Origin of the sequence: Alkalinema sp. FACHB-956, from assembly GCF_014697025.1 — a bacterium.
GTDB lineage: Bacteria > Cyanobacteriota > Cyanobacteriia > Leptolyngbyales > Leptolyngbyaceae > Alkalinema.
The window spans coordinates 1-24,532 of record NZ_JACJRC010000039.1 but is presented as its reverse complement, the minus strand read 5'-3'; the positions used below and the strand labels follow the sequence as shown (position 1 = coordinate 24,532).

Annotated in this window: 20 protein-coding genes and 1 other RNA gene; 11 read left to right on the top strand and 10 right to left on the bottom strand. The window is 49.4% G+C overall.

Annotated elements, in window-relative coordinates; translation table 11 throughout:
• The first annotated feature begins 21 nt into the window (after positions 1-21).
• From H6G21_RS23370 to H6G21_RS23350, 5 genes are all read left to right on the top strand, one after another.
• Positions 22-2,010, top strand: a complete 1,989-nt coding sequence (locus H6G21_RS23370; protein WP_190576618.1) for a serine/threonine-protein kinase — start codon at positions 22-24, stop codon at positions 2,008-2,010.
• Between the two features lie 104 nt (positions 2,011-2,114).
• Positions 2,115-3,161: a hypothetical protein gene (locus H6G21_RS23365; protein WP_190576617.1), complete on the top strand. Its 1,047-nt coding sequence runs from the start codon at positions 2,115-2,117 to the stop codon at positions 3,159-3,161.
• A 225-nt stretch (positions 3,162-3,386) separates the two neighbouring features.
• Positions 3,387-3,671: a peptidase gene (locus H6G21_RS23360; RefSeq protein WP_199307403.1), complete on the top strand. Its 285-nt coding sequence runs from the start codon at positions 3,387-3,389 to the stop codon at positions 3,669-3,671.
• Positions 3,672-3,864: 193 nt separating this feature from the next.
• A complete protein-coding gene (locus H6G21_RS23355) occupies positions 3,865-5,010 on the top strand; it encodes an SPFH domain-containing protein (RefSeq protein ID WP_190576615.1) in 1,146 nt (381 codons plus the stop codon).
• Between the two features lie 187 nt (positions 5,011-5,197).
• On the top strand, positions 5,198-6,445 hold the full coding sequence (locus H6G21_RS23350; protein ID WP_190576613.1) for a hypothetical protein: 1,248 nt from the start codon (positions 5,198-5,200) through the stop codon (positions 6,443-6,445).
• A 65-nt stretch (positions 6,446-6,510) separates the two neighbouring features.
• On the opposite strand, the gene H6G21_RS23345 is transcribed toward H6G21_RS23350, so the two are convergent.
• The 4 genes from H6G21_RS23345 to H6G21_RS23330 all read right to left on the bottom strand — a co-directional run bounded on the left by H6G21_RS23345 (position 6,511) and on the right by H6G21_RS23330 (position 10,450).
• Positions 6,511-7,890, bottom strand: a complete 1,380-nt coding sequence (locus H6G21_RS23345; RefSeq protein WP_190576611.1) for a CBS domain-containing protein — start codon at positions 7,888-7,890, stop codon at positions 6,511-6,513.
• A 142-nt stretch (positions 7,891-8,032) separates the two neighbouring features.
• Positions 8,033-8,938: a 3-deoxy-7-phosphoheptulonate synthase gene (aroF, locus tag H6G21_RS23340; protein WP_190576602.1), complete on the bottom strand. Its 906-nt coding sequence runs from the start codon at positions 8,936-8,938 to the stop codon at positions 8,033-8,035.
• 538 nt (positions 8,939-9,476) lie between these two features.
• The gene (locus tag H6G21_RS23335; RefSeq protein ID WP_190576599.1) at positions 9,477-10,082 is read right to left on the bottom strand and encodes a DUF1802 family protein; all 606 of its coding nucleotides are present in this window, start codon (positions 10,080-10,082) and stop codon (positions 9,477-9,479) included.
• A gap of 23 nt (positions 10,083-10,105) precedes the next feature.
• The gene (locus H6G21_RS23330) at positions 10,106-10,450 is read right to left on the bottom strand and encodes a hypothetical protein (RefSeq protein ID WP_190576597.1); all 345 of its coding nucleotides are present in this window, start codon (positions 10,448-10,450) and stop codon (positions 10,106-10,108) included.
• A gap of 427 nt (positions 10,451-10,877) precedes the next feature.
• On the opposite strand from H6G21_RS23330, the gene H6G21_RS23325 reads away from it, so the two are divergent.
• Positions 10,878-11,384 carry a DUF4352 domain-containing protein gene (locus H6G21_RS23325; protein WP_190576595.1) on the top strand — a complete coding sequence of 169 codons (507 nt, stop codon included), beginning with the start codon at positions 10,878-10,880 and terminating at the stop codon, positions 11,382-11,384.
• 17 nt (positions 11,385-11,401) lie between these two features.
• On the opposite strand, the gene H6G21_RS23320 is transcribed toward H6G21_RS23325, so the two are convergent.
• Entirely contained in the window at positions 11,402-12,400 is a 999-nt protein-coding gene (locus H6G21_RS23320) for an isopenicillin N synthase family oxygenase (protein ID WP_190576593.1), read from the bottom strand.
• 260 nt (positions 12,401-12,660) lie between these two features.
• Here H6G21_RS23320 and H6G21_RS23315 point away from each other — a divergent pair, with 260 nt between their 5' ends.
• Positions 12,661-12,891: a hypothetical protein gene (locus H6G21_RS23315; protein ID WP_242042025.1), complete on the top strand. Its 231-nt coding sequence runs from the start codon at positions 12,661-12,663 to the stop codon at positions 12,889-12,891.
• A 109-nt stretch (positions 12,892-13,000) separates the two neighbouring features.
• Here the strand turns inward: H6G21_RS23315 and H6G21_RS23310 are convergent, their stop codons facing one another.
• Both H6G21_RS23310 and H6G21_RS23305 read right to left on the bottom strand, forming a co-directional pair.
• The gene (locus H6G21_RS23310) at positions 13,001-13,429 is read right to left on the bottom strand and encodes a TerB family tellurite resistance protein (protein ID WP_190576591.1); all 429 of its coding nucleotides are present in this window, start codon (positions 13,427-13,429) and stop codon (positions 13,001-13,003) included.
• 221 nt (positions 13,430-13,650) lie between these two features.
• The gene (locus H6G21_RS23305) at positions 13,651-15,012 is read right to left on the bottom strand and encodes a 16S rRNA (cytosine(967)-C(5))-methyltransferase (protein WP_190576648.1); all 1,362 of its coding nucleotides are present in this window, start codon (positions 15,010-15,012) and stop codon (positions 13,651-13,653) included.
• A 332-nt stretch (positions 15,013-15,344) separates the two neighbouring features.
• Between H6G21_RS23305 and H6G21_RS23300 the strand changes: the two genes are divergently transcribed.
• Positions 15,345-16,214, top strand: coding sequence for a nuclease (locus H6G21_RS23300; protein ID WP_190576590.1), 870 nt, complete (start codon positions 15,345-15,347; stop codon positions 16,212-16,214).
• Positions 16,215-16,233: 19 nt separating this feature from the next.
• Here the strand turns inward: H6G21_RS23300 and H6G21_RS23295 are convergent, their stop codons facing one another.
• On the bottom strand, positions 16,234-20,007 hold the full coding sequence (locus tag H6G21_RS23295; RefSeq protein WP_190576588.1) for a response regulator: 3,774 nt from the start codon (positions 20,005-20,007) through the stop codon (positions 16,234-16,236).
• 944 nt (positions 20,008-20,951) lie between these two features.
• Between H6G21_RS23295 and H6G21_RS23290 the strand changes: the two genes are divergently transcribed.
• Positions 20,952-21,218, top strand: coding sequence for a YciI family protein (locus tag H6G21_RS23290; protein WP_190576586.1), 267 nt, complete (start codon positions 20,952-20,954; stop codon positions 21,216-21,218).
• A gap of 45 nt (positions 21,219-21,263) precedes the next feature.
• Here the strand turns inward: H6G21_RS23290 and ffs are convergent.
• Positions 21,264-21,360: signal recognition particle sRNA small type (gene ffs / locus H6G21_RS23285), an RNA gene on the bottom strand.
• 193 nt (positions 21,361-21,553) lie between these two features.
• On the opposite strand from ffs, the gene H6G21_RS23280 reads away from it, so the two are divergent.
• A complete protein-coding gene (locus H6G21_RS23280) occupies positions 21,554-21,949 on the top strand; it encodes a hypothetical protein (RefSeq protein WP_190576646.1) in 396 nt (131 codons plus the stop codon).
• Positions 21,950-21,989: 40 nt separating this feature from the next.
• Here H6G21_RS23280 and corA read toward each other — a convergent pair whose 3' ends face one another.
• Positions 21,990-23,090 (bottom strand): magnesium/cobalt transporter CorA, encoded by a 1,101-nt coding sequence (gene corA, locus H6G21_RS23275; RefSeq protein ID WP_347278063.1) that lies wholly within the window; start codon positions 23,088-23,090, stop codon positions 21,990-21,992.
• A gap of 253 nt (positions 23,091-23,343) precedes the next feature.
• Here corA and H6G21_RS23270 point away from each other — a divergent pair, with 253 nt between their 5' ends.
• On the top strand, positions 23,344-24,075 hold the full coding sequence (locus H6G21_RS23270; RefSeq protein WP_190576581.1) for a DUF2993 domain-containing protein: 732 nt from the start codon (positions 23,344-23,346) through the stop codon (positions 24,073-24,075).
• The last annotated feature ends 457 nt before the right edge of the window (positions 24,076-24,532 follow it).

The following is a 24,532-nucleotide window of genomic DNA, read 5'->3' as shown; positions in this document are numbered from 1 at the left end:
GAGCCATGCAATCTTAGTGCTATGCAATCTCCCGGACTAATCGGTAAAGTACTCAGAGGCCGCTACAAAGTGGTTTCCGCCTTGGCACGGGGCGGCTTCGGAGAAACCTATGTGGTTGAGGATACCGATTTACCGGGCCATCCTCGCTGTGTTTTGAAGCACTTAGCACCGGCCAGTCGGGATACCTTCTTTTTAGATCATGCAAGGCGATTATTTCAGTCTGAGGCCGAAACCTTAATGCGGCTCGGCAAACATAATCAAATTCCGCAATTAATGGCCTATTTTGAAGAAAATAAGGAGTTCTATCTCGTCCAAGAATTAGTGGAAGGCCATCCCCTGAGTGATGAAATGAAACCGGGCGATCGCTGGGCTGAACAGGATGTGCAGTACTTGTTAGCAGATGTGTTGAATGTGCTCCAATTTATTCACCGTGAAGGCGTGATTCACCGTGATATTAAACCAGATAACTTGATTCGTCGGCATCAAGATAACAAGCTAGTTCTGGTGGACTTTGGGACGGTCAAAGAAATTCGGCAACCAGGCTTTACTCGGCGAACCAGCAGTGGAGGTTCAGCACTGACGGTGGGGGTGGGAACTCCAGGCTACATGCCGAACGAACAATCCAATGGGAGACCCCGCCCTAATAGTGACATCTATGCATTGGGAATCATTGGGATTCAAGCAGTGACAGGATTGTATCCCGACCAATTTCAGGAAGATTCGGCAACGGGCGAAATTATCTGGAAACCTTGGGCCAATACTAGTGACAAGTTTGCAGAGATCTTGACCCAAATGGTGCGGTACTATTTTCGCGATCGCTATCAATCCGTTGAGGAGGTTTTGCAGGATCTAGAAAATTTACCAGGTGCAATTTCCCAGGATTCTAGTTCCAGCCCAGAACCGCTGCCACCGCAGCTGACTGTTATTAGTGCTCAAGACTCCAATTCTGAACCGTTGGTGAATCCGCCGAATGAAACGCTGGTTTCCTTGCCACCGACTGATGACCACGCTAATCCTCCGGCGGCCATTGAGTCGATCGAACAAGCTGATTCCACGAGTAATGCTGCTGCAAGCGCGAGTGCTTCCCAGATCGATCGTCCACCGATGCCAACTTGGGTTGATCCCCAACCAATTCCACAGGCCGCTTCATCGCAATCATCGCAATCTACCTCTGCGAATTCTAACTTGAACTCGCCTCAGTCAACCTCGCCCATTCCAACCTGGGTAGATACCCCATCATCCCCCACTCCGCCGCACCCATCATCGAGTTCTCGCCCCCAGGAAACTCCAAGTCGGGTTCGTTTGAACGTCTCGCCTCAAGTCCTTTGGTTAGGCTTAGGGGGCGCAGCGGTGGGGTTATTAGTTGTTAGCGCGATCGGGCTAAATCAACTCTGGCAATCATCATCTACAACTCCAACACAATCGCCACAGACTACACAATTACCATCAACTTCACCTAGTGGTCCTGCCAATACAACAGCTCAAGACCAGATTACCCTAGACAAAGCTTTGGCTACTTCCAAAGACGAAAAAAGTGATAGTTTAGAACAAGCGATGAAAATCATCCAGGATATCCCAGCAAGTTCTGATTTATATGCAAAAGCCCAGGAACAAAAACTGAAATGGCAAGCTCAAGTTTTGGACGATTACATCAACAAAGTGATTCCAGAAAAACATCCTAAGAAATCCAACTTGATTAATACTGCAAAACCTATAGTTACTCAAGTAAGTGATAAAAAAGTAATCATTACTTGTGAAGTGAACACGGATGATCCAGTGCAGAGAGAAACCTTGTTGCGTGTTTATGCACTAGGCTTTATGGAGATTCTTAGAGGGAACCCCGTTGAGTCTTTTCCACCTAAATATGCGGAGTTTCAGGAACTAGTTATTCGGATGAAGGCAGGTGAAATGAGAGCTTTGTTAGATGCTAAGTCGTGGGATCAGTCCGTTCGAGATCCTACCTATGAGCCTAATGCAGTTTTGGCCAAGGTTAAGATTGAAGAACAATAAAAATGGTCTTTGCTCTAGTTATTTCTTGACTTTGATCTTGCCTGAAGTTCTATTGTTATCCATTGATTTCTGCGTTTCTCCTTTGAATTTACTGAGGCTTGACAATGAATTTATCTAAGACTCTTTTAAGAACAAAATTATTATTCAAGCCAAAATTACTCAACACCAAGGTGCGCTCACTGAAGTACAACTTGGCGGGAATGACTTTGGTGAGTGTATTAACTTTAGCAGGAGCTATTATTGCGACTTCCACGGATGATTTAATCAACAACACGATTAAAAATAACCAAAGTCAGTCCACTCCAGTTCCCGCAGAACCCCAGCCCCAACCCCCGATCGCGCCCCCTCCCCGCGAAGAACTTCCCCCTGCGCCGCCACGGGATAATCCTCCCCCTCTGGACAATTCAGGATCCTCTCCTCCTCCGAAAACTCCTCCCAAAACCCCTCCAGCACCTCCTTCGGTCCCAACGCCCAAACCACCTGAATTTATTGATAAGTCTCTGGCAAAACCGGGTGTATTATCCCAGTTCGATCGAGTTGCCAATAACCGCTATTACCATGTTTATTTTTACGATGGTAAGGCCAAAGAACCCATTCAAATTCGTTTGGTAGGTAGCAACGATAAACGGTTAGGACTCACCCCTTCCCTATTCCTCTTTGATCCCGATGGGGGGGTAATTGGCAAACGGTTTGGTGAAGGTAATAACTCCAAAAGTGCCTTTATGTTCAATCGTCTGCCGAAGGACGGAATTTACGCGATCGTAGTTACCAGTCGTGCTGAAAAAGATATTGGTCGCTACAGTCTCGTGGTCAGGGACGATCGAACTAACTATCTTTTAGATAAGGAAGGGGCGCTCAATGATAAGAGTCCTCGCTTCACGGATAGCAAACGTCCCTTTGCCGCCTACGAATTTACAGGCAAGAAAGGTCAGATTGTTAACATCCGGGTCGATACTCCCAGTGCTGACTTCATTCCATTGGTCTATCTTGTTAATGCTAAAGGTGAACTCATTAATACCTATTCCGACAAAGACAAACTGTACCGCGTGCAAATTGAACGGGCCGAACTCCCCAGTGATGAAACCTATTTTATAGTTGTGACATCACTCTATCCCACAGGTCGCGGTAAATATAGGGTTAGTCTTTACTAACGGATGAATGTAGATCAGAGGGCAATCCAGCAATGCTGAGGGTAAAATCGCTGCTGGATTGCTGCCCATTATATGGCTTACTATCCAGATTAACGATCCTCAAATATCAGAGCTTTAAACTCAGCCCTCCTTATCAAGAACCTATAAATCTTCCTGCTATCTCCCTTCCTAAAGACACACAATCACGCCAGACTCTGAACAGCATTGTAGGATTCTTGAAGCCCCATGTTGATTCGAGCTTTTCGTCGATACCATCGTGTACTTGCCCTGATTACTTGTATTCCTTTTTTTCTGACCACCATTACGGGCATGGCCTATCCCATTCTGTCAGATTGGCTGGGCACCAAGCGATTTCTCTGGTTACTGATGCGTATTCACACAGGAGAATTGTTTGGGATTCAAGCCATTTATCCGGTTCTCAATGGATTGGGGAGTTTGGGGCTATTAGTGACTGGACTGTCCATGATGGGTGTGTTTCGGCGATCGAAATCCTCCACCCCGGCACAATAGAGTCGCCCGATCTCCCAAGCGGTTCCATGGGTGAATCTCAAAGGGGCTCTTGGATAGGATACGCCTGCTAGCTGGGAAGTAGTGACGCCAGTGAAGTCGTCCCGATCGACACGTTGATCATGATTCCCCGGAATCGCAAATGGGCATGCTGTAGATATCTATTGCATTTCAATCCATCGCGAGGCAGGCTTCCGTGGGACTTTTTGATAAGATTCGGGCTGAGTTTATCGATATTATCGAGTGGTTGGACAATACCAACGACACGATCGCCTATCGATTTGAGCGCTTCCAAAACGAAATCAAAATGGGCGCAAAGCTGATTGTGCGCCCCGGCCAAAAAGCAGTCTTCGTCAACGAAGGCCAAGTCGCCGATGCCTTTGAACCCGGAACCTACGAACTCACCACCCGCAACCTCCCCATCCTCAGCACCCTGCAAGGCTGGAAGTATGGCTTCAATTCTCCCTTCAAAGCCGAAGTCTACTTCTTTAGTACCCGCATCTTTACCAACCTAAAATGGGGCACCGCTAATCCCATTCTTGTGCGCGATGCAGAACTCGGCCCCGTGCGGCTGCGAGCCTTTGGGTCGTATAACATTCGCGTTGCCGATCCCACCCAACTGCTGCAAGAACTGGTCAGCACCGACGGCCTCTTCCAAGTCGAAGAAATCAGCGATCAAATTCGCAACATGATCATGACTTCCTTTGCCCATTCCGTTGGCGGGAGTCAAATTCCCCTGCTCGATCTGGCCTCCCGCTACGGTGAACTGGGCGATCGAATTCGTCAAACGATGTTGGAGGAAGTACAGCGCTTCGGCCTGGATTTAACGCAATTACTGATTGAAAATATTTCCCTGCCGCCGGAAGTGGAAGAAGCCCTCGACAAACGGGCGTCCATGGGCATTCTGGGCAATATGCAACAGTACGCCCAATTCCAAGCCGCCAACGCGATCGAAGCTTCTGCCAACAATCCCAACGGTGGTGGCACCCCCGCCCTCGATTTTGGTGTGGGCATTGCCATGGGGCAGCAACTCATGGGAGCCTTCGCCCAGCAAAACCTGCAAACCATACAGACCATGCAAAATCCCCAAATGCCCGCCCCCCAACCGGCTCAACAGCAGCCTATTGCCCCACCCCCGCCCCCCATGCCCGCTGTCCAGTGGTTCATTTCCCGAGGTGGGCAAAACTTTGGCCCCTTTAGCCCAGAACAATTACTGCAAAATGGTCTCACTGCTGAGACCTATGCATGGCGATCGGGGATGGCGAACTGGCAACGAGCCCAGGATATTCCTGAACTGACCATGATTCTGAATAGTGCACCGCCCCCTCCCCCAGCCCTGTAATTTCCGAGTCATGGAATTTTCGAGCTAATTAACCCAGTTAATTACCCAGTTAATTACCCAGTTAATTACCCAGTTAATTACCCAGCTAATCCTCCCGAGCCATGCCCGATCTTCCTTGCTGGTAGGGTGGCTTCCCAGGGCATCGCAGACCTTCGTCTATCTTTGAACGTCATTCTATTTCCTGTCTATGACGACCACACCATTGACCCACCTGCAAGAGTTTCCCTGCTCAAGTTGTGGTGCTAAGCTCGAATTTAACCCCAAGGCTGGACAGTTGAAATGTCCCTACTGTGGTCACGAGGAAGCCGTTCCAGAGCTTCCCGATGGGTTGCAGGAAATTCCGTTCGAGTCCTTTTTGGCAGAACGGAAAGTGAAAACGGTACTGCTGTCAGACAGTGCTTTGGAGGTGGCTTGTCCGGGATGTCGGGCCCGCATTACCTTCCAGCCGCCGGATGTGGCTGGTAAATGTCCCTTCTGCGGTACGGGGATTGTGGGCAAAGGTGAAAAGGCCCATCCCGTCGTGGAGCCGGGGGGGGTGCTGCCCTGCAAAGTCACCGCTAATCAGGCACGGGATAAAATTCGCAAATGGTTGGGCAATAACTGGTTTGTCCCCAACAGTTTGCAGGAAATGGCTCAACAGCAAGGGCTACAGGGGGTGTATCTACCGTTTTGGACCTACGATGCGCAAACCCACAGTTCCTATACAGGGCAACGGGGCGAGTATTACTACGTGACTGAAACGCGCACGTACACCAATTCCGAGGGGGAAACGGTGACCACTAGTGAGCAAGTTCGCCATACCCATTGGTATTCCACTTCCGGCTATGTGTCCCGATCGTTTGATGATGTGTTAATCCCAGCCACCACTCAACTGCCTGAGAAACAGCTCAACCGTTTAACCAACTGGAATTTACAACAATTAGTGCCCTACAGTCCGGCCTTTCTGGCGGGTTTTAAGGCCCAGCGCTATCAAGTTTCTCTCGAATCGGGCCTCGATCGCGCGAAACAGAAAATGCAAGAAACGATTCATCAGGATGTTCGTCACGATATCGGTGGGGATGAACAGCATGTGGATTCTGTCTCTACGCAGCATAGTGAGATTACTTTCAAACACATTTTGTTACCGGTGTGGCTATCAGCCTATCGCTATAACAACAAGGTCTTTCAAGTAATTGTGAATGCCCAAACGGGGCAAGTCATGGGCGAGCGTCCCTACAGTGCCACTAAAATCGCGATCGCAGTTGTGGCTGGGGTTGCGGTGTTGGTGGGTGGATTTTTCCTATTTACTCGCATGACTGGGCCATCCCATCGATCGCCCAGCCGTACCTATCGTTCGACGCCCACCTATCGCATCAATCGTTCATCCTTACCGGAATTGCCGATCGATCGTGCCTCCAGCCCAAGCAACTTTCTGCCCCAAACGACTGATTTTTAGCAAGTTGCACGTTGATCGATTTGTTAGCAAGCTAAGCGTTTCAACCCGCTACAAGTTTCAACCCGCTACGAGCTGATCGATCGCGCAGTGGCATCGAGGGGCGCATGGTTGAGAAAACTGCGCATACGATGGACTTCTGCGATCATCACAGCTAAGCGTCGTTGCCGTTCCTCGGGGGACAGATTGCTTGCTTGATGTAACTCTTCTAACTGTCGCTGCAAATCAAGGAGCAATTCACCCAAATTTGGAGTTTCGATCGGTCGAAACGGAACCGTATGACAAGATGCAGTATCCAGGGCATTGGATAAGAAAGGGCCCGATTCCATTTGTGACAGTGCTAAATCGGGGAGTAAAGCTAAATCCGGTTCGTGGGCTGCAACATTCTCTGAGGCTGTAACATTCTCTGAGGCTGTAACCACGTCTGGTATTGGGGCGACATGGGGAGGAATCGGTAGAGATGGATCAGTCGGTGGGATTGTTGTGGGTTGGCGAGCTTTTTCCAGGGTCAGTTCAATGGCGGTTTGTTGAAGGGTTTCGACAACGCCATAAATTTCGACTGGATCGAAAATTTTTAGCAGACTAGTTTGGGTGACGATGCCTAACTTTGCACCCCAATCCCAGGAAACCACCAAGCGCCGTACCCGTCTTCGTTGCATTTCCTGGTGGGCCGTCCACAGGGAGTCATCGGGATTCAGTAGAAAAAGCGGGCTACTCATAATTTTCGCCGCAGTGACCATCGATAACGCTTGTCCAAAGGCTTGAAACTGCACAATATCTCGTTCTGTGACAATCCCGATCGGGCGAATCACCTTCAGCTTTTCCTGCCAGCTATCTGTTTCCGTAATCACGACGCAACTGACGCGATGAGTTGCCATTTGTTGAGCTAACTCTAAAACCGATGTTTCCGGAGGAGCATGAACCACATCCGTTGTCATCACATCCGCCACCCGCCGCAACTTCAGCAGATGGGTGGGCCGCAGTACCTGGCGAATACTTTCTGAGGAAACCACTCCCACCACAGTATTGTGATTGCTTGGGGAATCGTTCGCAGTAATGACTAAATGTCGAATTCGATAGCGTCGAAATAAAAAAAGCGCTGCAAAAATATCTTGAAAAGCAGCCTCAGAAAGAGTGATGACCGGATGAATCATCACTTCTTCAGCCATAGTTTGCTCGAAGTCCAGTCCCTTAGCCGTGAGCTTAACGATATCCCGCTCCGTCAGAATGCCGAGGAGTTGCTGGTCTTTCATGACCAAAACACAACTCGATCGCGCCCCAGACATTTTGCCCGTACTGCGACTCATTGCTTCCAGCAGTTTACGACCCCGTGTTTGATTCATTAAGCTAACCACCTCAGACAATGACGTTTGAGGCGCAACCATCAGGGGCTGATGATCGATCGCATCCTCCAAGGAGGGAAAAAGGGAGTCATCAAACGCTGTCATGGGTGATGATAAGGGACTATGACGATCCAAAAGCGCAAGGTACCTGTAAGTAGGTTACACGATCGAGAATCAGGAGAAACATAATCCTCCTGATTCTCTTAATTTCTTGATTATTGAGGGATATTTTCGAATTTTTGGAAGGCTAAGCAGCAACCAATTGTTTCTCCGATGGCTTCTCCGCAGCTGGATGGCGGGGGGAGGAGGAGGGCTGTGCAGGGGCCATCGGAGGACACAAGTCCCGACCCACGGCCTGGGCGATCGGCTTCAAGCTTGTGACTAATGCAGCCATTTCAGCCAGCGACAGGGCTTGTCGTGCGTCCGAAACCGATTTCTCAGGCTCAGGATGGCATTCAATAATCAACCCGTCGGCTCCACAGGCGATCGCGGCTCGGGATAGATCGGCAATCAGTTCCGACTTGCCAGCAGCATGACTCGGATCAACCATAATCGGGAGATGGGTAATTTGGCGTAGGGCGGCCACTGCCCCTAAGTCCAAAACATTCCGTGTGTAATTATCGAAACTACGGATACCCCGTTCGCATAACACCACGTTGGGATTACCATGACTGACAATGTATTCCGCAGCCATCACGAATTCTTCGATCGTTGCTGCCAAGCCCCGTTTCAGCAACACCGGTTTATCCACTTCCCCTAATGCTTTTAACAAATCGAAGTTTTGCATATTGCGGCTCCCGACTTGCAACATGTGGGCTTGGGCAGCAATTTCTTCAATTTGATGAATGGCCATCACTTCAGTCACGATCGGCAAATCATGCCGTTGACTGACTGTGGATAAAATATCTAACCCATTCACGCCCATGCCCTGAAATGCGTAAGGGGAAGTCCGTGGCTTGTAGACTCCCCCTCGTAAGGCTTGAATGGATGATTGTAACTGGGTGGCAACGGCGTCCATTTGTTCATGGCTTTCCACGGTGCACGGGCCGCCAACAATGATGATCTCACGATCGCCAATGGTTACGCGATCGTTGAGGCGCACGGTAGATTTATGGCCAGCACTCTGTTTAGAAACTAGTTTTGCGTCTTTCACGGGATGACTCCTTGAATCGATTGGTAGTGGGTTGAGTAGAAGCAGAAAGCAGAATGAGAAATCGAGAAAACCAGAAATTTAAAAACCCCGGAAGCCTTGTCAGTGGGCGTTCCGGGGTTGGTTAGAAGTCTCATCTTAGCAAGATGGCTTAACCGGAACGCCTCGCGTACCAGAAAAAGTAAAAGCCATAAAACCAAGATTGCAGAGCTAGCATTGTAGAAAACCTAAGTAAAAAAACTAAGGGGAGAACTTCTAGAACAGACAGAGCAAACAATTTCAGGAATTAAAAAACCGTAGATGACAGCACCTACGGTTCACTCAGTCTCTGGATGCAAAATTGCTAAGACTGGCGAACCGGGCTATACCAAAAATAAAAGTAAAAACTTTGAGTAAACATAACCGTGCTGTTGGCTGTGTTAATTGCTGTAACCACTGATGGATGTCTTCAGTGTGTTGATTACTTCAGACCTTAACAAACAAATTCCGGATTCGTCAAGCGCAATTTTGGAAGTTCCCCGGTGGAGTAGCTCGCACACGGCTAGTCCATGGTTGCTTGGGAAGCATTGGGCTGGATTTCTTGGCCCACACGACGATAGACTTCTTGGACTTGGGCGGCATAGTTCCTATCGGTCATAACGGCCTCCGACCCAGTGAGATCGATCGTCTGCTCCAACTCGATCCACGATCGACAGCCGCCATAGGTTTCCCGGTAGGGAATCGCCACAGGTTTGGCCAGTCGAAACACCCGCAACAGCAGCACGTAGAGCGGCGATCGTGGTTTCCAGCGAAATCGTTCTGCGGCAAATAAATCATTCCAAATATGTAACGGTAACAATGCATCCAAGGCGGCTTGTTCGGTGACCTCCAGCACGTTTGTAATGTGAGCCCAAGCCCCAATGGGGATCGTGTCTGGGTGCCACCCTGGGGCGGTCATTTCCACGTTGCAACGGTAGGCAGGCTTGAGTAATTCTGTCCGTTGATGCTCGTAGGTGGGATACAGGAGAACCCGATCGCAACTGACTTGAAACTGGCCGCCCACTTCTCGAATGCCGCCCTTGCGCAGGAGCACGATCGTTTCCCCCGCTTCGAGCGCTGAGATTGCCGCTGACCACTCTTTAAGGGCTGTGCATAGCCGATTTCCCATGGGATCTCCTAGCATTGGCCAAATTACAGATTAGAAAAGAATTCGATACAAGCCATAATCATGGGATACAGCACTCCCATCAACCCAAGCCAGCCGCTGGATTGTCCTAGCCATGACATCAAGGTTTTTGCGCTACCGGGGGCTTGCTCACTGCTGATAGCCATCCAACGCGAACTCATGGCAATAATCAGGGAGCCTGCTAGTCCTAGGGGAATACTGAGGGTAAACCAGGTTTTGAGCTTGGGGCCTGGATTAATCACACCCAGAGCAGGAAACAGTAATAAGCCGACAATTTCTGCAATGACCCAGAGGGAAAGGGCTGTGATCAAATCTCGGCGCTGGACATTGTCAAAGCTAAAACGATTCATAGTTCTCAAATCTTCAAATTTTTTCAAGACTTGCCCGATGCGGAGTCATTCTAGTTTATCTACCATGGAGGAAGCGATCGAAACATCGCGATCGGGCTGTATTTCCTGACATTTCCAGTACATTTTCAGTTGGTAAACTGCCATGACAACCCATGATCTGTTCATGCTGATTCTCATGCTCATGCCGGGGTTATTTCTCTCTGCCGCAATTATGGCTGCGTTTGCCGCAGGAGGCTGAGTTTTTTTGGATCCATTTTGATAATATATTGTGAGCTTCTCACTGCGAGCAGGCTCACGATGGCATTTCTGCCTATTTTGCTAGTGACAACACGAATGACTCTCATAGAAGAATAATATTGCTCTTTGAGAATCTCTTAGGTAACCTGGTGTAGGGAAATTTTCTAGTTACCTCAAGTTTGTGTTGGCTATGAAAAAAATCTTGAAATGGGTTCTTCTGGCAGTCATTCTCATCCCACTCTTGATTGGTGGTGGATGCACTATTTTAGTCATGACAGGCTTAATTGCAGGGGTTTCACAGTCTATTGAAGAAAATGAACCCTGGGCTTTTGCAGTCAAATCAGTTAAACGAGAAGGCCAGATTCTTAAAGATCCCTACGGCAACAAGAAAGAAGCTGCGGGAAAGTGGGTCGTCATTCACGTAGAAGTTAAAAATCAATCTAACGAAAGACAGTCTGCTAAAGATATCTATTTCTTAGAGGGAATGTCTACAAAACTAGTTGATTCATCTGGCCAAGAACATGACTACGATAGCGATCTCTCTTACCTAAGACCCAAAACTTTTGATGAAAAACCATTTAATCCAGGGGAAGGTAGATTGGTAAAAGCTGTCTTTGACCTTCCAGAAACAGTTCAACCGAAACAAATTGAATTCATGTTGGGATTAGAATCCAAAACAATTGAAATTACTAATTGAGCTGCTAGTCAATTGGCTCAGCCAGCCAAGCCAATTTCCTGAAGACGTTGCTGTAGATAGGCTTTTGCCGTAATGGGTGGGAATTTGGCAATTCCGCCTGTCGCAGCAACACAATTGGGCAATGGCGTCAGATCGACTTCAGGTCGGGGATGGACGAAAAAGGGCATGGAAAATCGTGCCGTTTGGGTATTGGCAGGATTGCTGACGCGGTGGGTGGTACTGCGAAGCCGCCCATTGGTCAACCATTGCAACATATCACCACTGTCCACAATGATTTGCCCCGGACAAGCCGCGATCGCTAGCCAAGATCCGTCCCGACGCTGAATCTCCAAACCGTCTGCCGTCGCCTCACAAAGCAACGTAATTAAATTGATATCCTCATGGGGAGCCGATCGAACACTGGCGGGATCAGCCTCTGCTGGGATCGGTGGATAGTGAATAACCCGCAAAATGGTGTCCCCATCCCCAATCATGTCCCGCAGTAAAGGGCGCGGTTCACCCAGGTACAGGGCACAGGCTTCCAACAACTGTGCTGCACAGTGGTCTAACTGGTCGTACAACTGCTGCATGGTCGATTGAAAAGCGGGAACTTCTGTGGGGTGAAGGTTGGGTAAATGGATCTCGCGGCCCACATGCCAAAACTCCTTCAAATCGGGAGCCGCATGATCTTTGGCATGTTCCTGCCCAAACCGGGTAAAGCCTCGCTGACCTTTGAGCGATCGATCCTCATAGGTCAACTTAATCTCTGGGGGGAGGGCAAAAAATTCCTGAGCGGCTTGATAGGCGGATTGAATCAACTCGCGATCGATCCCGTGGTTGACTATCGCAAAAAAGCCAATCTCCTCCAGCGCTTGACCCACGGTTTTCACAAACCGGTGCTGTTGGGCTGAGCCTTCTGCAAGAAAATCCTGCAAATCGACAACCGGAATGGTTTGCCACGGTGCAGAACTGAATGGCTCAGCAGAACTGAATGGCTCAGCAGAACTGAATTGGGCAGCAGAACTAACAGGATCCATAGAACTTTGAGATTTTGGAACTTTGAGACGTTGGAACTTTGAGACGTTGGAACTTGAAGACAGTGGACTGGGCAAAATTTTAAGCGATGCGATCGATTGATATTTGAGCTAGTGGAACCTGAAGGGGACTCCACTGAAGGGGAATCATTGGATCGGTCATCTCGCCTCCCGTTGGGCAGGTCTTCCCACCTAGCCGCAATGTAACAACATGTTAAGATTTGAGTACGTTAAGCAAAGCACTTTCTCTTGAGGACAGATCCATGATGACCTATCTCTTAACCAACCCTGCGGTACGTGGTGGCGAATTGTATCTCTGGTTGTTCAATGGGGTTTATGCGATCGGTGCTTTGGCGGCTGGGGTGCTGGGCGTGATTGCTTGGTATAACTCCAAGCGGCCCGTAGGTTGGGAAGATCGCGATCGGCCCAGTTTCATTCCGGAAGTCAAGCTGAACTCCGCTACATCCGATGTGTCGGCTGCAAAAGAATCATAAGTTAGTTCGTTGTAACTAAAACAAAAAAGGCGTAGGACATTCCTGCGCCTTTTTGTTTTGAGGGGTGTTTGTTTTGAGGGGCGTGGAAAGAATGAATTTCCCGGAAAGTCTAATGGCTATCTAACACTGCAACCCATCGCGCGTAGACCTTACGAACCGTATCCAACACAAGGTTGCGAGAACAAGCACCCTCCCCACAGTGGAGTTCGATCGATTGTAACTGTGTTAACAATTTTGCTTCTTCGTTCGCAACAGTTCCATCGCTGTAAATCAAAGCACTAATCGCTTCAATCAAACGATGACAATCTTCAGCAGTGGGATCTTTGCCAAGATATTGCCAAATCCAGTCATAACATTCCTGGGCAGACACCGATCGCAACTCGTGCAGGAGGGGATAAATTTCTTTATCCTGTTCTAGCCCCTGCTCGCGGGCGACTCGCATCAGGTATTCCCGTTCTTCGATCTGAATGACGCCATCCAGCCACGCTGCTCCGATGAGGATTTTCATCAGCGTTTTCGTATCGGTTTTGGTCATCATAGGCGACGCCCTAATTCACCTTTTCTTTCTAACGCTGTTCCTGGCGGTTTCTACGATCTTTTAACCTTTCTTAAGTCTCATCACTGTTGCATCTGCCTTAATCCTGGGATTTGTGGGATTCAATCCATCCGATTGTTCAGCTCTGATTAACCGACTCTGATTAACCGACTCTGATTAACCGACTCTGGTTAACCAACTTTAATTAACCGACGCCCCTCCATTCATTGTGGCTGTTGCTGTAACCGCACCATAAAAAAGCCATCCATATCCTGCTCATGGGGCAAAACTTTCACCCAGCCAGCGGCATCCGCAAAGGCAAAGGCGGGATTTTCGGGGGAAGGTGGGGCAATTGCCCACGATCGATGGTTGGCTAAGAAGGTTTCCACCACTTGCTCATTTTCCTGGGGATGCAAGGTACAGGTGGAATAGACCAAAACGCCCCCCGGCTTGACCCAGGTAGCGGCTTGGGTCAGGATTTCCTGTTGCAGTTGGGCCAGTTGTTGCACAGATTCCGGAGTTTGTCGCCAACGGGCATCAGCGTGGCGGTGCAGCGTGCCCAGTCCAGAGCAGGGCGCATCCACGAGGACACGATCGCATTGGTGGGCAAATTGAGTGAACGATCGTGCATCCCCTTCGACAATCTTGACGTTGTGCAGATTCAGGCGATCGAGGTTTTGTTGTAGTTTTTTCAGGCGGGAAGCGGTGCGATCGCAGGCATACACAACACCGCGATCGTGCATCAGTTCCGCCAAGTGTAACGTTTTGCCACCGGGAGCCGCACAGGCATCCACAATCACCTCGTCGGGCTGTGGGTCAACGAGATAACTGACCAACTGCGCACTGGCATCCTGGACAATCCAGCCCCCTTCTGCAAATCCGGGCAGGTCTTGGATGGCACCGGAGCGCTGGGACAAGCGCAAACATTGGGGGAGGGGGGGAACTCGGCTGGTGTGAATGCCCACCGTGGCCATGGCCGTTGCCAGCGTGTTGAGGGAAGTGGACAGGGTATTCACCCGCAGGTCTAGGTGAGGAGGCCGATTCATCCATTCGCAGAGGGCTTGGGTAGCGTCCCAGCCAAATTGATCCAGATAAATTTGAATGATCCAGTCAGGATAGCTATGGCGAATCCCTAAACTGGTGGGGTCCTGCTTCAGTTCCGGCAATAGCCCAGCGATCGGATCGCTGTCATGGGCTTGGATGATGCGATGACTTTCTCGCAGGAGCGCATTCACAAATCCCGCCAGCCCCGAAAAACGATTGGCTTTGGCCAGTTCAACGGTGCTGTGAATGGTGGCAGAAACGGGGATCTGTTGGAGGAACAATAATTGATACAGGCCCAACTGAAGGATCAGCCGGAGGTCTAAAGGTTGCTGGGTCGCGGATTTTTTGGCCAGCCGATCGATGATGGCATCCAGGGTGCGTTGCCGCCGCACAATGCCATAGACCAGTTCTGTAAAGAGGCGGCGATCGCGGTCATCCAACGGATTGCGGCTGAGACAACGATCGATCGCAAAATCGGCATAGGCACTTTGTTGATGAACTTGTTTTAGCGCCAATAGCGCCAACTGACGAGCATTAGAAATCACAGAACGCTTGTGGGGAGACGAGGGTAAGGAAGGACTGGTAGAAAAGGACAATGGCAAAGTTGAGCAATCAAGTTGAGCAATGGGACTAGGGAGAATCGTTATGGGTGGCAATCACAAATGAATGGGGTCTTAGGCAATGGGCTCAGGAAGGCTTGAGAAAACTGACTTGAAAAACTGACTTGAAAAATCGACTTGAAAAATTGAATGAAAAAGGGGGGATTCGCCGGATGGGGCTTGAGTTTAGCTTACCCTAGTTGATTGGGGCTTGACCAGTTGCTTCCCGGCGTTCCCCGAACTTTGACCCATGGCTCACCACAGGATAGGAAATCATGCCGATGCTTTTAATGGAAGGTGCGTTCTCCATCCTCAATGCGGCTCCTGATGGTGATTCCATTCGTTTTATCCCCGACGACCCCAGCCTCTGGCAACAGGTGCGGGGCCATGTTCGCCCGAATCGTAGTGGGAGCGCGCAACTCCGGCTGGATGCGATCGATAGCTTGGAAACCCATTTTTCGGTACCGGGGGTGCGGCGACGGCTCCATCAACCGGAGCAATGGGGCAATGCCGCCGCCGATCGCCTGTTGGAATTCCTGGGATTTGATCTCCAAACCATCCAACGTGGCAGGGAGCAAATCATTACAGCAGCACAGCCGGCCACCGTCCCCGGCTACATTTTGACGCGATTTGCCGATCGCAATGGTCGCGCGATCGCCTTTGCCTTTGCTGGACGATCGCCCCAGCCCAGTGGTGACTGGGTCAAGGTGCAGGCGGATTGGCTTCCCCTCAGTGTCAACCACCATCTCCTAGCGGCTGGACTGGTCTATCCCACCCTCTATTCCAAGCTCTATCCAGACCTACGGGAGGCGCTGATCCTAACCGCGCACCGCGCGCGCCTGCAAGCCCTGGGCTTGTGGCCAGAGGATGTGAGCTGCAAAGGCTTTCAGCTAGAGAGTTTATCTACCCTGACCCAGGACGTGGTGATTTTACCGAAGTTATTTCGACGATTGGTCAGTTACTGGCTGACGGAAGCTGCTGACCGAGGGACGGCGGGTATTCAGAATTCCCTGAAAGCCATTGACGATCGAGCCATAGTTCACTCCACGGGGGAACGAACCAGTCTCGATCGCCTCCTGGAAGTCAAACATGACTGGGTACGGTTAACGGTGCAACCAGAAAACTTGGTGTTTGTTGAAAAATAGGCAGAATGGGCTGCTCAAGTTATGCCACGGTATAGAGATTGTCCTGCTGCCATTGCTTCATACTCTGTTGGAACTGGATAAGGCGAGTTTCCAAGGCTTGGATGAGGTGGCCAAAGGGGGCCGACGGATTTTCCTTCGCTTGCATTTCAATTTCCGTGGCAATGACGGCTAGGGCCGTCACCCCTGTGCAGGCACAGCTGCTCTTGATGTAATGCGCATGCTGGACGATCGCGATCGGTTGCTGGGTTTGAATCGCTTCTTTGAGTTCCTCCAGTTTGGCAGGCAACAGGGAGAGGACTTCTTGGAGAAACTCAGCAATCATGGCGTCATTGCCCTGGGTCACATCTTCCAAGTAAACCAAATCGACCAGTTCTTCAAGTTTGGGAACCGTGGGGGGCAGCGAAGAGGCTGGCACATCGGAACTGGGGGTAGCTTCCCCGGCGATCGCATCAGTTGGTTGGGCCGCTCGCTGGGCAATCACCTCACTCCATTCATGGATTTTGCGCGCCAGTTCTTCTTTGCGCACGGGCTTACTGAGATAGTCATTCATGCCCACTTCCATGACCTTGGCCCGATCTTCGGGCATCGCATTGGCGGTCAGGGCAATAATGGTCACTGCTTTACCAGACTCTCCCATTTGGCGAATGGTTCGGGTTGCTGTGTAACCATCCATGATCGGCATCTGACAATCCATCAAAATAATGTCGTAGTGAATCTTCTGGAAGAGCTCCACCGCTTCTTGGCCATTACCCGCTACGTCGGCGGTTTGGCCAAAGGACTTCAATTGGTTCAACGCGACTTTTTGGTTGATGGTACTGTCTTCCACTAAGAGAACTTTGAGTTTGTGTTGTGCCAGATCCAGGGACGGTTGGCTGACAGTCAGGGGTGCTGGAGTGGTCATAGTGGGATGCTCCGAGGATGGATTAATAGCGGCCATCAAGCAATCGAATAGGCGGGATTGCTTAATGGGCTTGACGAGATAGAAGGGGAGTCCTAGCTGCTTGAGGGTTTTGATTTCATGTTGTTGGGTCAGGCTGGTTTGGAGCACGATCGCGGTTTGGGCTAACTCTGGGAAAATCGCTAACTGCTGACTGATGTGGTGGGGCGTGAGATTGTTCGTCTGGAGATCGACGATCGCGACATCATAGGGTTGTTGCTGGTTCGCCTGCTGACGTAACTGCTGTACCCCGGTGCTCCAACTATCGACTTCTTCAACGATAAATCCCCAATGCCGAGTGTACTGGGCAATCACTGCACGATTGGTGGGATTGCTATCGATGACTAGGAGTTTCGCTGAGTTTAAACCAGGGAAGCGTTGGGACGAGGCTGCTGGAGCCTCTTGGGCCACTTGTAGTGGCAGCTGTAACCAGAACTGCGAGCCTTTCCCAACTTCGCTACTAACGCTTAGGGTGCCGCCCATGCGCTCGACAATTTGCTTACAAATGGCTAACCCCAGGCCCGTGCCTCCGTAGCGGCGGGTGATGGAAGCATCGACCTGGGAAAAGGGTTCAAACAGTTTACTTTGAGCTTCCAAAGGAATGCCAATCCCCGTATCGGTCACGGCAAATTCGATCGTGGCGCATTCCGGGATGTCGGTAATCAGGGTGGCTCGCAGAACCACTTCCCCCTCGGCTGTAAATTTAATAGCATTGCCCACTAAGTTGGTTAATACCTGTCGGAGCCGACTCACATCCCCCAGCACCCGTTGCGGTAGGTTGGGGCTAATTAACGTTGCTAGGTTGAGTCCTTTTTTGGCAGCCGTATTGGCCAACAGATCGGCGACTTCCTCTACACAAGTGACCGGGTCAAACTCCAAGACCTCCAGTTGCATTTCATTGGCTTCCAATTTGGAAAAATCAAGAATGTCATTCAGGAGGGCCAGGAGGTTTTCGCCACTGGTGCGAATGGTTTCCACAAAATCGCGCTGTTGAATATCAAGTGCGGTATCCAGTAATAAGCCTGTCATGCCAATGACCGCATTCATGGGGGTGCGGATTTCATGGCTCATGGTGGCTAGGAACGAGCTTTTGATTTGGGTTGCTTCTTCCGCTAATTTGCGCGCGGCTTCCGCAGCTTGTTGCGCTTGTACCAGGGCATGGTTTTGTTCTTTCAGGGCCTGCTGTTGCTCGATCGCTTGATCGAGTAAATCAGATTGCGAGATGGCGACGCCCACTTGATTGGAGAGTTGCTGCAAAAATTCAATTTCTGCGGTTTTCCAATACCGTGCTTCAGAACACTGATGGGCCACTAGCAAACCCCAGAGCCGTTGATTGGTCAAGACAGGAACCACTAGGCAAGCTTTGACCTGGAAGGCTCGCAAAACATCCCGGTGACACTCAGAAACGTCTGCGGTTGCGAGATCATTAATGGCTTGAATCCGACCATCTTGATAAAGTTGCCAATTGCCAGTTTGGAACCAGAGGTCTTGAATGTAAATTCCTAACAGTGATTTCCACTCAGGATTGACGGCTTCAACCACAATCTTGCCATCCCATGTCGGATGAAACTGATAGACAATCACCCGATCGGCCTTTAAAAATTCCCGAACCTCAGCAGCGGTGGTATTCAGAATTTCAGGTAAATCCAGGGACTGACGGATATTGAGTGTAATATCTGCCAGTAACTTATCTCGTTGGGCTTGGTGTTTAATTCTTTCCTCGGCTCGCTGTTGCTGAGTAATATCAATCCCTGTTGCAATGACGTACTCTATTTCATTCTTAGTATTTTTTAAAACTGTAGTGGACCAAGAAATCCACCGTCGCTCTCTCTCTTTGGTAAAGACCTGATAGGTCTCGTAGGTTGCATCCAGTTGCCCACTGATCAATTGATAAAAGTCAGAAGCAATCATTTCAGCTTCTTCGGGGACGACAAAAAAATCTCCAAAGTTTCGACCACAGACTTCCTCTGCTGAATAGTGCGTTACCCGTTCACATTCTCGATTGAATTTAATGATGTGTCCTTGGGGATCTAATACCATCACCAACGCACCTGCTGTATTGAGGATCGCGTTAATAAAATCTCGCTCTTGCTCTAGGGCATTTTCAGTGGTGTGGCGCTTAAAAATTTCGCAATAAACCCAATAAAAACCTAATAGGAGCAGGGAAAATGTGATACCCAGGCTAACCAATGTTTCAATCATTGTGTCGTGGGATTTACGATGCTCTTGGGTGATCCATGTTTGAAGATCGTTTGCTTCTCGTTGCTGAATGGTCTTGATGGAATCCAAAAAGCTTTCGTAATGGCGACGAAAGCGGCCTGCTGAAAGATAACGAGTTGCGGCGGTTTCTCCCTGCAATTGCCGAATGGCTACCATGGTTTGGGTCGCCATCATTTCTTGACTAAAAAAATGTTGTAACTCTTCAAGCTCTTGTTGATAAATCGGATGCTGGCTAGCTAAAGAACTTTGACGTAGGGTAGATAGTAAATTGATAATTTGATCAATTGTTTGATCAACGGCTTTTTGATCAATTGAATTTCCTGATAGGGCATAGCGATAGCGTGCCATGTCCAACCTTTGAATATCCACGAGGATTGATTCTACGGTGTTGGAAATGGCGTACTGTGTAATTAAGGTCTGGGTACGATCGATGGAGCCTCTCGTCTCGCGGTAAATCAATGCGCTCATGCAACTGAAGCTAATCACCGCAAATCCTAGACAAGCCGAAAACCGTCGCCAAAATCTAGGCCGTTTTGAGGCTTCTGAGACCTGTGCGATCGCTTTCTCAGCCATGGCTGCTGCATTAGTAGTCACACTAGAACGAGTTTGAATTTTCCGGGGAGACAAAGACGACATCGTTGATCCTTTGGCCTGAAGGGGGCACAGTCTGTGGGCTCATGGTAGGTGACCAGACTTATCCTCGTTTTAGGCTAATGGTTGCCCTGGGATGAATGCGTCGGGAAGACTTCTGATTTAGTTGTGCAAACAACGATCGATCTCCGTATATTTGCTGCTATTTTTCCAGAAATTTCAAGAATAGCTCGGCATTTTTGCGGGAGAGTACTGTAAATATGTGGAAATCTAGGGGAGAGTTTCAGCAATCTCACCTGGAAAATAGGAAATGTTTGAGTTGAATGATCGCAAAAGTTCCTAGGCTGTGCTCGATCGTAGCTTGCCACATCGGCATCGCAATCCTGACAGTTGTTGCATGGGTTTGGCCACAGTGCTCCATTGGGTGTTAGCTTGTGCAGTCTGGTATCAATTCAGATTGGTATCAATTCAGATGCAAGACCCAGACGAAGGTTAGGCTGGAAAGCAGTACAAGCTAGTAGCTCTAATCTGCTGTAAGAGTGGACTGTGGCAATATGCACTCTCGAAATAACTGCACTCTCGAATAACTGCACTCTCAAAATGACTGCACACTGTAACCTGACTATGCCCTTAAAAAGTGAACTCTTGGTGGACTGCCGATCGTGGTTCATGCAGTAGCAACAATTCTCCGCGATCGGCGATGCAGGGGCACTGCTCCACATCTTGAGGAGCAAGATTGGAGATTCAGGAACTAGCCACGGAATTGCCCCGTCGTCGGGGAGAGCCAAAATTCACTTAAACGATGGAATTCAGGGTGGATTCAGAGACTGGTCTATCCTAAGCTAAAGTTAGGGACTCCTGGAAAACACCGAATCAATCTTCTAGCGTTATCTTTCTGTCACCCAATCTTTCTGTCACCCAATCTTTCTGTCACCCAATCTTTCTGCACCTAGCGTTGCTCATAGTTCAAAGTTGAAGGAAGGATGCGAATGGCCTGGTTCGTTAAAATTGAAGAAGGAATTGTCGATAAGCAAACCTTTGATCAATATGTTGCCGCTCACAAAGCCTTTGTGCAGAATCTCATTGATCAAGGGCACCACGCACGTACAGGGTACTGGGCCCAACGAGGGGGTGGCATGATGCTGTTTGAAGCAGACTCGATGGAACAGGCGAAAGCAATTGTGGAGCAGGATCCACTAATTGTGAATGGCTGTGTCAACTACAAGCTCTATGAATGGAAGGTCGTGGTGGAGTGACTAGAAGACCGATTTAGAACTTGGATTTAGAACTTGGTTAAAAAAAGAGACCCGGAGACTACGCCTGTCCCAAGCATCCCGTATTGCTGCTACCTTCCGGTCCTGACAAGATTTGGGCGTTGAAACCGCATAGATCCGAGTCATTTTCTACAATAGCACGTTGTGCCCGGGATTCGTCAATCTTTCATGAGGATTAGGGTGACAAGAAGTGAGGAAATCCGCTCTGCATCGGCCCTAGGCATCTTCGGAATGTGAATCCTATGCTTGAAGTATGCAAAAAGGAGGCGATCGGCCATCCTAACGAATGCTTGAGAGGCAATACAGGAGAAAACACCATGGGTTTGGGTGACTTGGTACAAAAGGCAGTCTATCTTGGCATCGGCGTAGCGTCCTATGCGGGGGAAAAAGCGGGAGAAAAACTGGGAGAATTGCGGGGCCAGTTCCAGAAGCTCGCGGATGACATGGTGGAACGGGGAGAAATGACCACCGAAGAAGCCAAACGCTTTGTCGATGACATGATTCACAAAGCGCAAGCACAGGCTGAATCAACGGCTTCTAGCCCGACGGCGGAACCCCGCAAAATTGAAATTCTGGATGAAGAAGAGGTGTCTAGTCCAGAGAGTGCGACCCCAGCGGCGACCACCCCGCCTCCGATCGATCAAGTGGCAGAAATGCGTCGTCAAGTGTCGGAACTCCAAGAAGAGTTACGACGGCTCCAGCGGAATGGATAGGCCGATTCCCTGCGCCGCAATTCCAACGAGGGATTCCAACTTAGCGATCCCAAGTATCTTCTGGGGGCGGAGGCGTTGTGGCATAGCGATGGAACCAGCCCCGTCGCCAGAAGAGAACTAAGAGCACAGTTGCAATGAGCAGCATGGCGAATAAGCAAACAAAGTAGCCATAACGGGTTCTCAGTTCTGGGATGTTTTCAAAGTTCATGCCGTATACCCCCGCAATAAATGTTAGGGGGATGAAGATACTGGACATCACCGTGAGGAACTTCATGATTTCGTTCATGCGATTGCCCACTGAGGAAAGATACACATCCATCAAGCTAGATGCGACCTCTCGATAGGTTTCTACAATGTCTAGCACTTGTACGGCGTGGTCGTAGCAGTCCCGGAGATAGATGCGGACATCTTCGCTGATTAAGTCATTGCCGTCCCGAATCAGCGCACTAATGGCATCCCGTTGCGGCCAAATTGCCCGTCTCAGGGTGATCAGGTCGCGTTTAATTTTATGGATTTTTTCTAGGGTCTTGGGCGTTGGGTTAGCGACCACTTCATCTTCCAAGAGTTCCAACTTTTCGCCATAGACTTCCAAGACTGGGAAAAACCCGTCAATGATGGCGTCTAGCAAAGCATAGGTCAGGTAATCTGCGCCTTGTCTGCGGATTAATCCCTTGGCCAGACGGATGCGATCGCGGACTGGTTCAAAACAGTCATAATCTGGCTCTTCTTGGACGGTCAGAAGGTAGTGGGGGCCCAGGATGAAACTCACCTGCTCTGTAAAAAATCCACTGGTATGGGTTGACTGCAAAATCACCATTCGCGCAATGATGATCAACTGATCATCATATTCCTCAATCTTGGGGCGCTGAGGCACATTGACAACATCTTCGAGGGCAAGGGGATGGAGGTCAAACACTTGTCCTAGTCTTTGGATAATGGCTTCATCTCCCAAGCCCTTCAGGTCTACCCAGGACACTGAGTCAGAATCTAAATGGGGCAGTAGATCCTCCGGATGCTGAATCTGTAACTGCTCATAATGTTGATTGCCGTAGTCAATTAAGACAATTTCCGGCGGATGGGCATCTTCTAGGATCCGAAGTGTTCCGGGCATACTGCCGGGAACATCGCGGGCGTAGTCCATCACGGCCTGATTTCTTCTACGTTGGAGTCGATGATTGATGGAGGCAAGAAGGGGCCGATCGTGGAATCGAAGTTGCTGGGGAGTTGCCATAGAATACTTCGCCAAAAATGGGCAAATTTACAGCTACACAAAGGGGCTTGCTCCGACTAAATAGCCGAAGCCTGTCAATAGCCTGTCAATAGGTTAATGGCTAACAGGCTGTTCCGTACCCACCATCCGGTAAACTGCTTTAACAGTGCTTCAGGACGGGTATATGGCTACGGACGGAGAGGGGAAGGCTACGGGGCTAATTAGTAAGGTGCTAGGGCCTGCGATTCGGTTTTGGTTACGCTCTCAGATGGAGCAGATTGAGCAACTAGAATTACAGATCCTGGCGGGCGATCGCCAAATTCTCTCTGGCCAAATTCCCCAAGTCCTGCTCTCGGCCCAATCTGCTGTTTATCAAGGCATCCATCTCAGCCAGGTCAATTTAGTGGGCCAGGCGATTCAGGTGAATGTGGGCCAGGTGATGCGGGGGAAAGCCTTGCAGTTGTTGGCCCCGGTGCCGATCGATGTCGTCGTCTGTCTCACGGAAGCCGATTTAAATGCTTCGTTAAATGCACCTCTACTGGCTCCGGCGATCGAAGATTTTCTGAAAATCCTCTTTGCTTCTGGCATCGCTGAGGTGGATAGTGCGAGTCCGGATATCAAAATTGATAATCTCCAAGCTAAGTTGGCTGAATCCTGGCTAACCGTGAGAGCGGATCTGCTGGGAACGAGCCAGGTGACCCCGATCGCGTTGCGGACGGGACTGACCTTGTCTACGCCCAACCAACTTCAGTTAACTCAACCCCACTGGTTGCCCCACCCCACGGCAAAACGGGGACTGCCGCTATCGGATTTTGAGGGCTATTGCTTTGATCTAGGTGACGGAACAACCATCGAGCAACTATCCATTCTGGACGATCGCATTCATCTCCAAGGCCGTTTGCAAGTCTCTCCTTAATTTGCAAGTCTCTCCTTAAGAATTTGTGAAGTTGTTAGTTTAAATGTCAAGAAATATCACGAATTAAGAATTATTTTATTGCACTCCATGAAGACTTTTGAGAGATTTGAAACCTGCTTCAAAAAGTAGCGCTATATTACTGAGGTATACTCCAAAAAAAACTTAATATTTCTTGCGAATAGTCAATTAGATTACAGTCTATGTAGATTGTTCTTCAGGTAGATGATGGGCAGATTTTTAGCTAAATGGTTTTAACCGCAGCTATCTATGCAGCATCTATCTAGAGCCATCCAATTTGACCGATGAGTCCCAGTCCTTCTCCCAATTGGGCTACCGTGTACACACAAGTCGGAATAAACTAGGAAAAAGCTATGAAAGCGCTATTTTCTATGAATAACCCGATTTTAATTCGTGCTGAGCAAACCAAAGACCGCAATACGGTCTTTGGTGATCCGCG

Excerpts from the sequence above, each read along its gene's own strand:
- H6G21_RS23320 (WP_190576593.1), bottom strand. The coding sequence starts at position 12,400 with ATGGATCCTGTTAGTTCTGCTGCCCAATTCAGTTCTGCTGAGCCATTC.
- H6G21_RS23280 (WP_190576646.1), top strand. The coding sequence starts at position 21,554 with ATGGGTTTGGGTGACTTGGTACAAAAGGCAGTCTATCTTGGCATCGGC.
- H6G21_RS23350 (WP_190576613.1), top strand. The coding sequence starts at position 5,198 with ATGACGACCACACCATTGACCCACCTGCAAGAGTTTCCCTGCTCAAGT.
- H6G21_RS23360 (WP_199307403.1), top strand. The coding sequence starts at position 3,387 with ATGTTGATTCGAGCTTTTCGTCGATACCATCGTGTACTTGCCCTGATT.
- H6G21_RS23295 (WP_190576588.1), bottom strand. The coding sequence starts at position 20,007 with ATGTCGTCTTTGTCTCCCCGGAAAATTCAAACTCGTTCTAGTGTGACT.
- H6G21_RS23345 (WP_190576611.1), bottom strand. The coding sequence starts at position 7,890 with ATGACAGCGTTTGATGACTCCCTTTTTCCCTCCTTGGAGGATGCGATC.
- H6G21_RS23300 (WP_190576590.1), top strand. The coding sequence starts at position 15,345 with ATGCCGATGCTTTTAATGGAAGGTGCGTTCTCCATCCTCAATGCGGCT.
- H6G21_RS23290 (WP_190576586.1), top strand. The coding sequence starts at position 20,952 with ATGGCCTGGTTCGTTAAAATTGAAGAAGGAATTGTCGATAAGCAAACC.
- H6G21_RS23325 (WP_190576595.1), top strand. The coding sequence starts at position 10,878 with ATGAAAAAAATCTTGAAATGGGTTCTTCTGGCAGTCATTCTCATCCCA.
- H6G21_RS23310 (WP_190576591.1), bottom strand. The coding sequence starts at position 13,429 with ATGATGACCAAAACCGATACGAAAACGCTGATGAAAATCCTCATCGGA.
- H6G21_RS23330 (WP_190576597.1), bottom strand. The coding sequence starts at position 10,450 with ATGAATCGTTTTAGCTTTGACAATGTCCAGCGCCGAGATTTGATCACA.
- H6G21_RS23370 (WP_190576618.1), top strand. The coding sequence starts at position 22 with ATGCAATCTCCCGGACTAATCGGTAAAGTACTCAGAGGCCGCTACAAA.
- corA (WP_347278063.1), bottom strand. The coding sequence starts at position 23,090 with ATGGACTACGCCCGCGATGTTCCCGGCAGTATGCCCGGAACACTTCGG.
- H6G21_RS23365 (WP_190576617.1), top strand. The coding sequence starts at position 2,115 with ATGAATTTATCTAAGACTCTTTTAAGAACAAAATTATTATTCAAGCCA.
- H6G21_RS23270 (WP_190576581.1), top strand. The coding sequence starts at position 23,344 with ATGGCTACGGACGGAGAGGGGAAGGCTACGGGGCTAATTAGTAAGGTG.
- H6G21_RS23315 (WP_242042025.1), top strand. The coding sequence starts at position 12,661 with ATGATGACCTATCTCTTAACCAACCCTGCGGTACGTGGTGGCGAATTG.
- H6G21_RS23335 (WP_190576599.1), bottom strand. The coding sequence starts at position 10,082 with ATGGGAAATCGGCTATGCACAGCCCTTAAAGAGTGGTCAGCGGCAATC.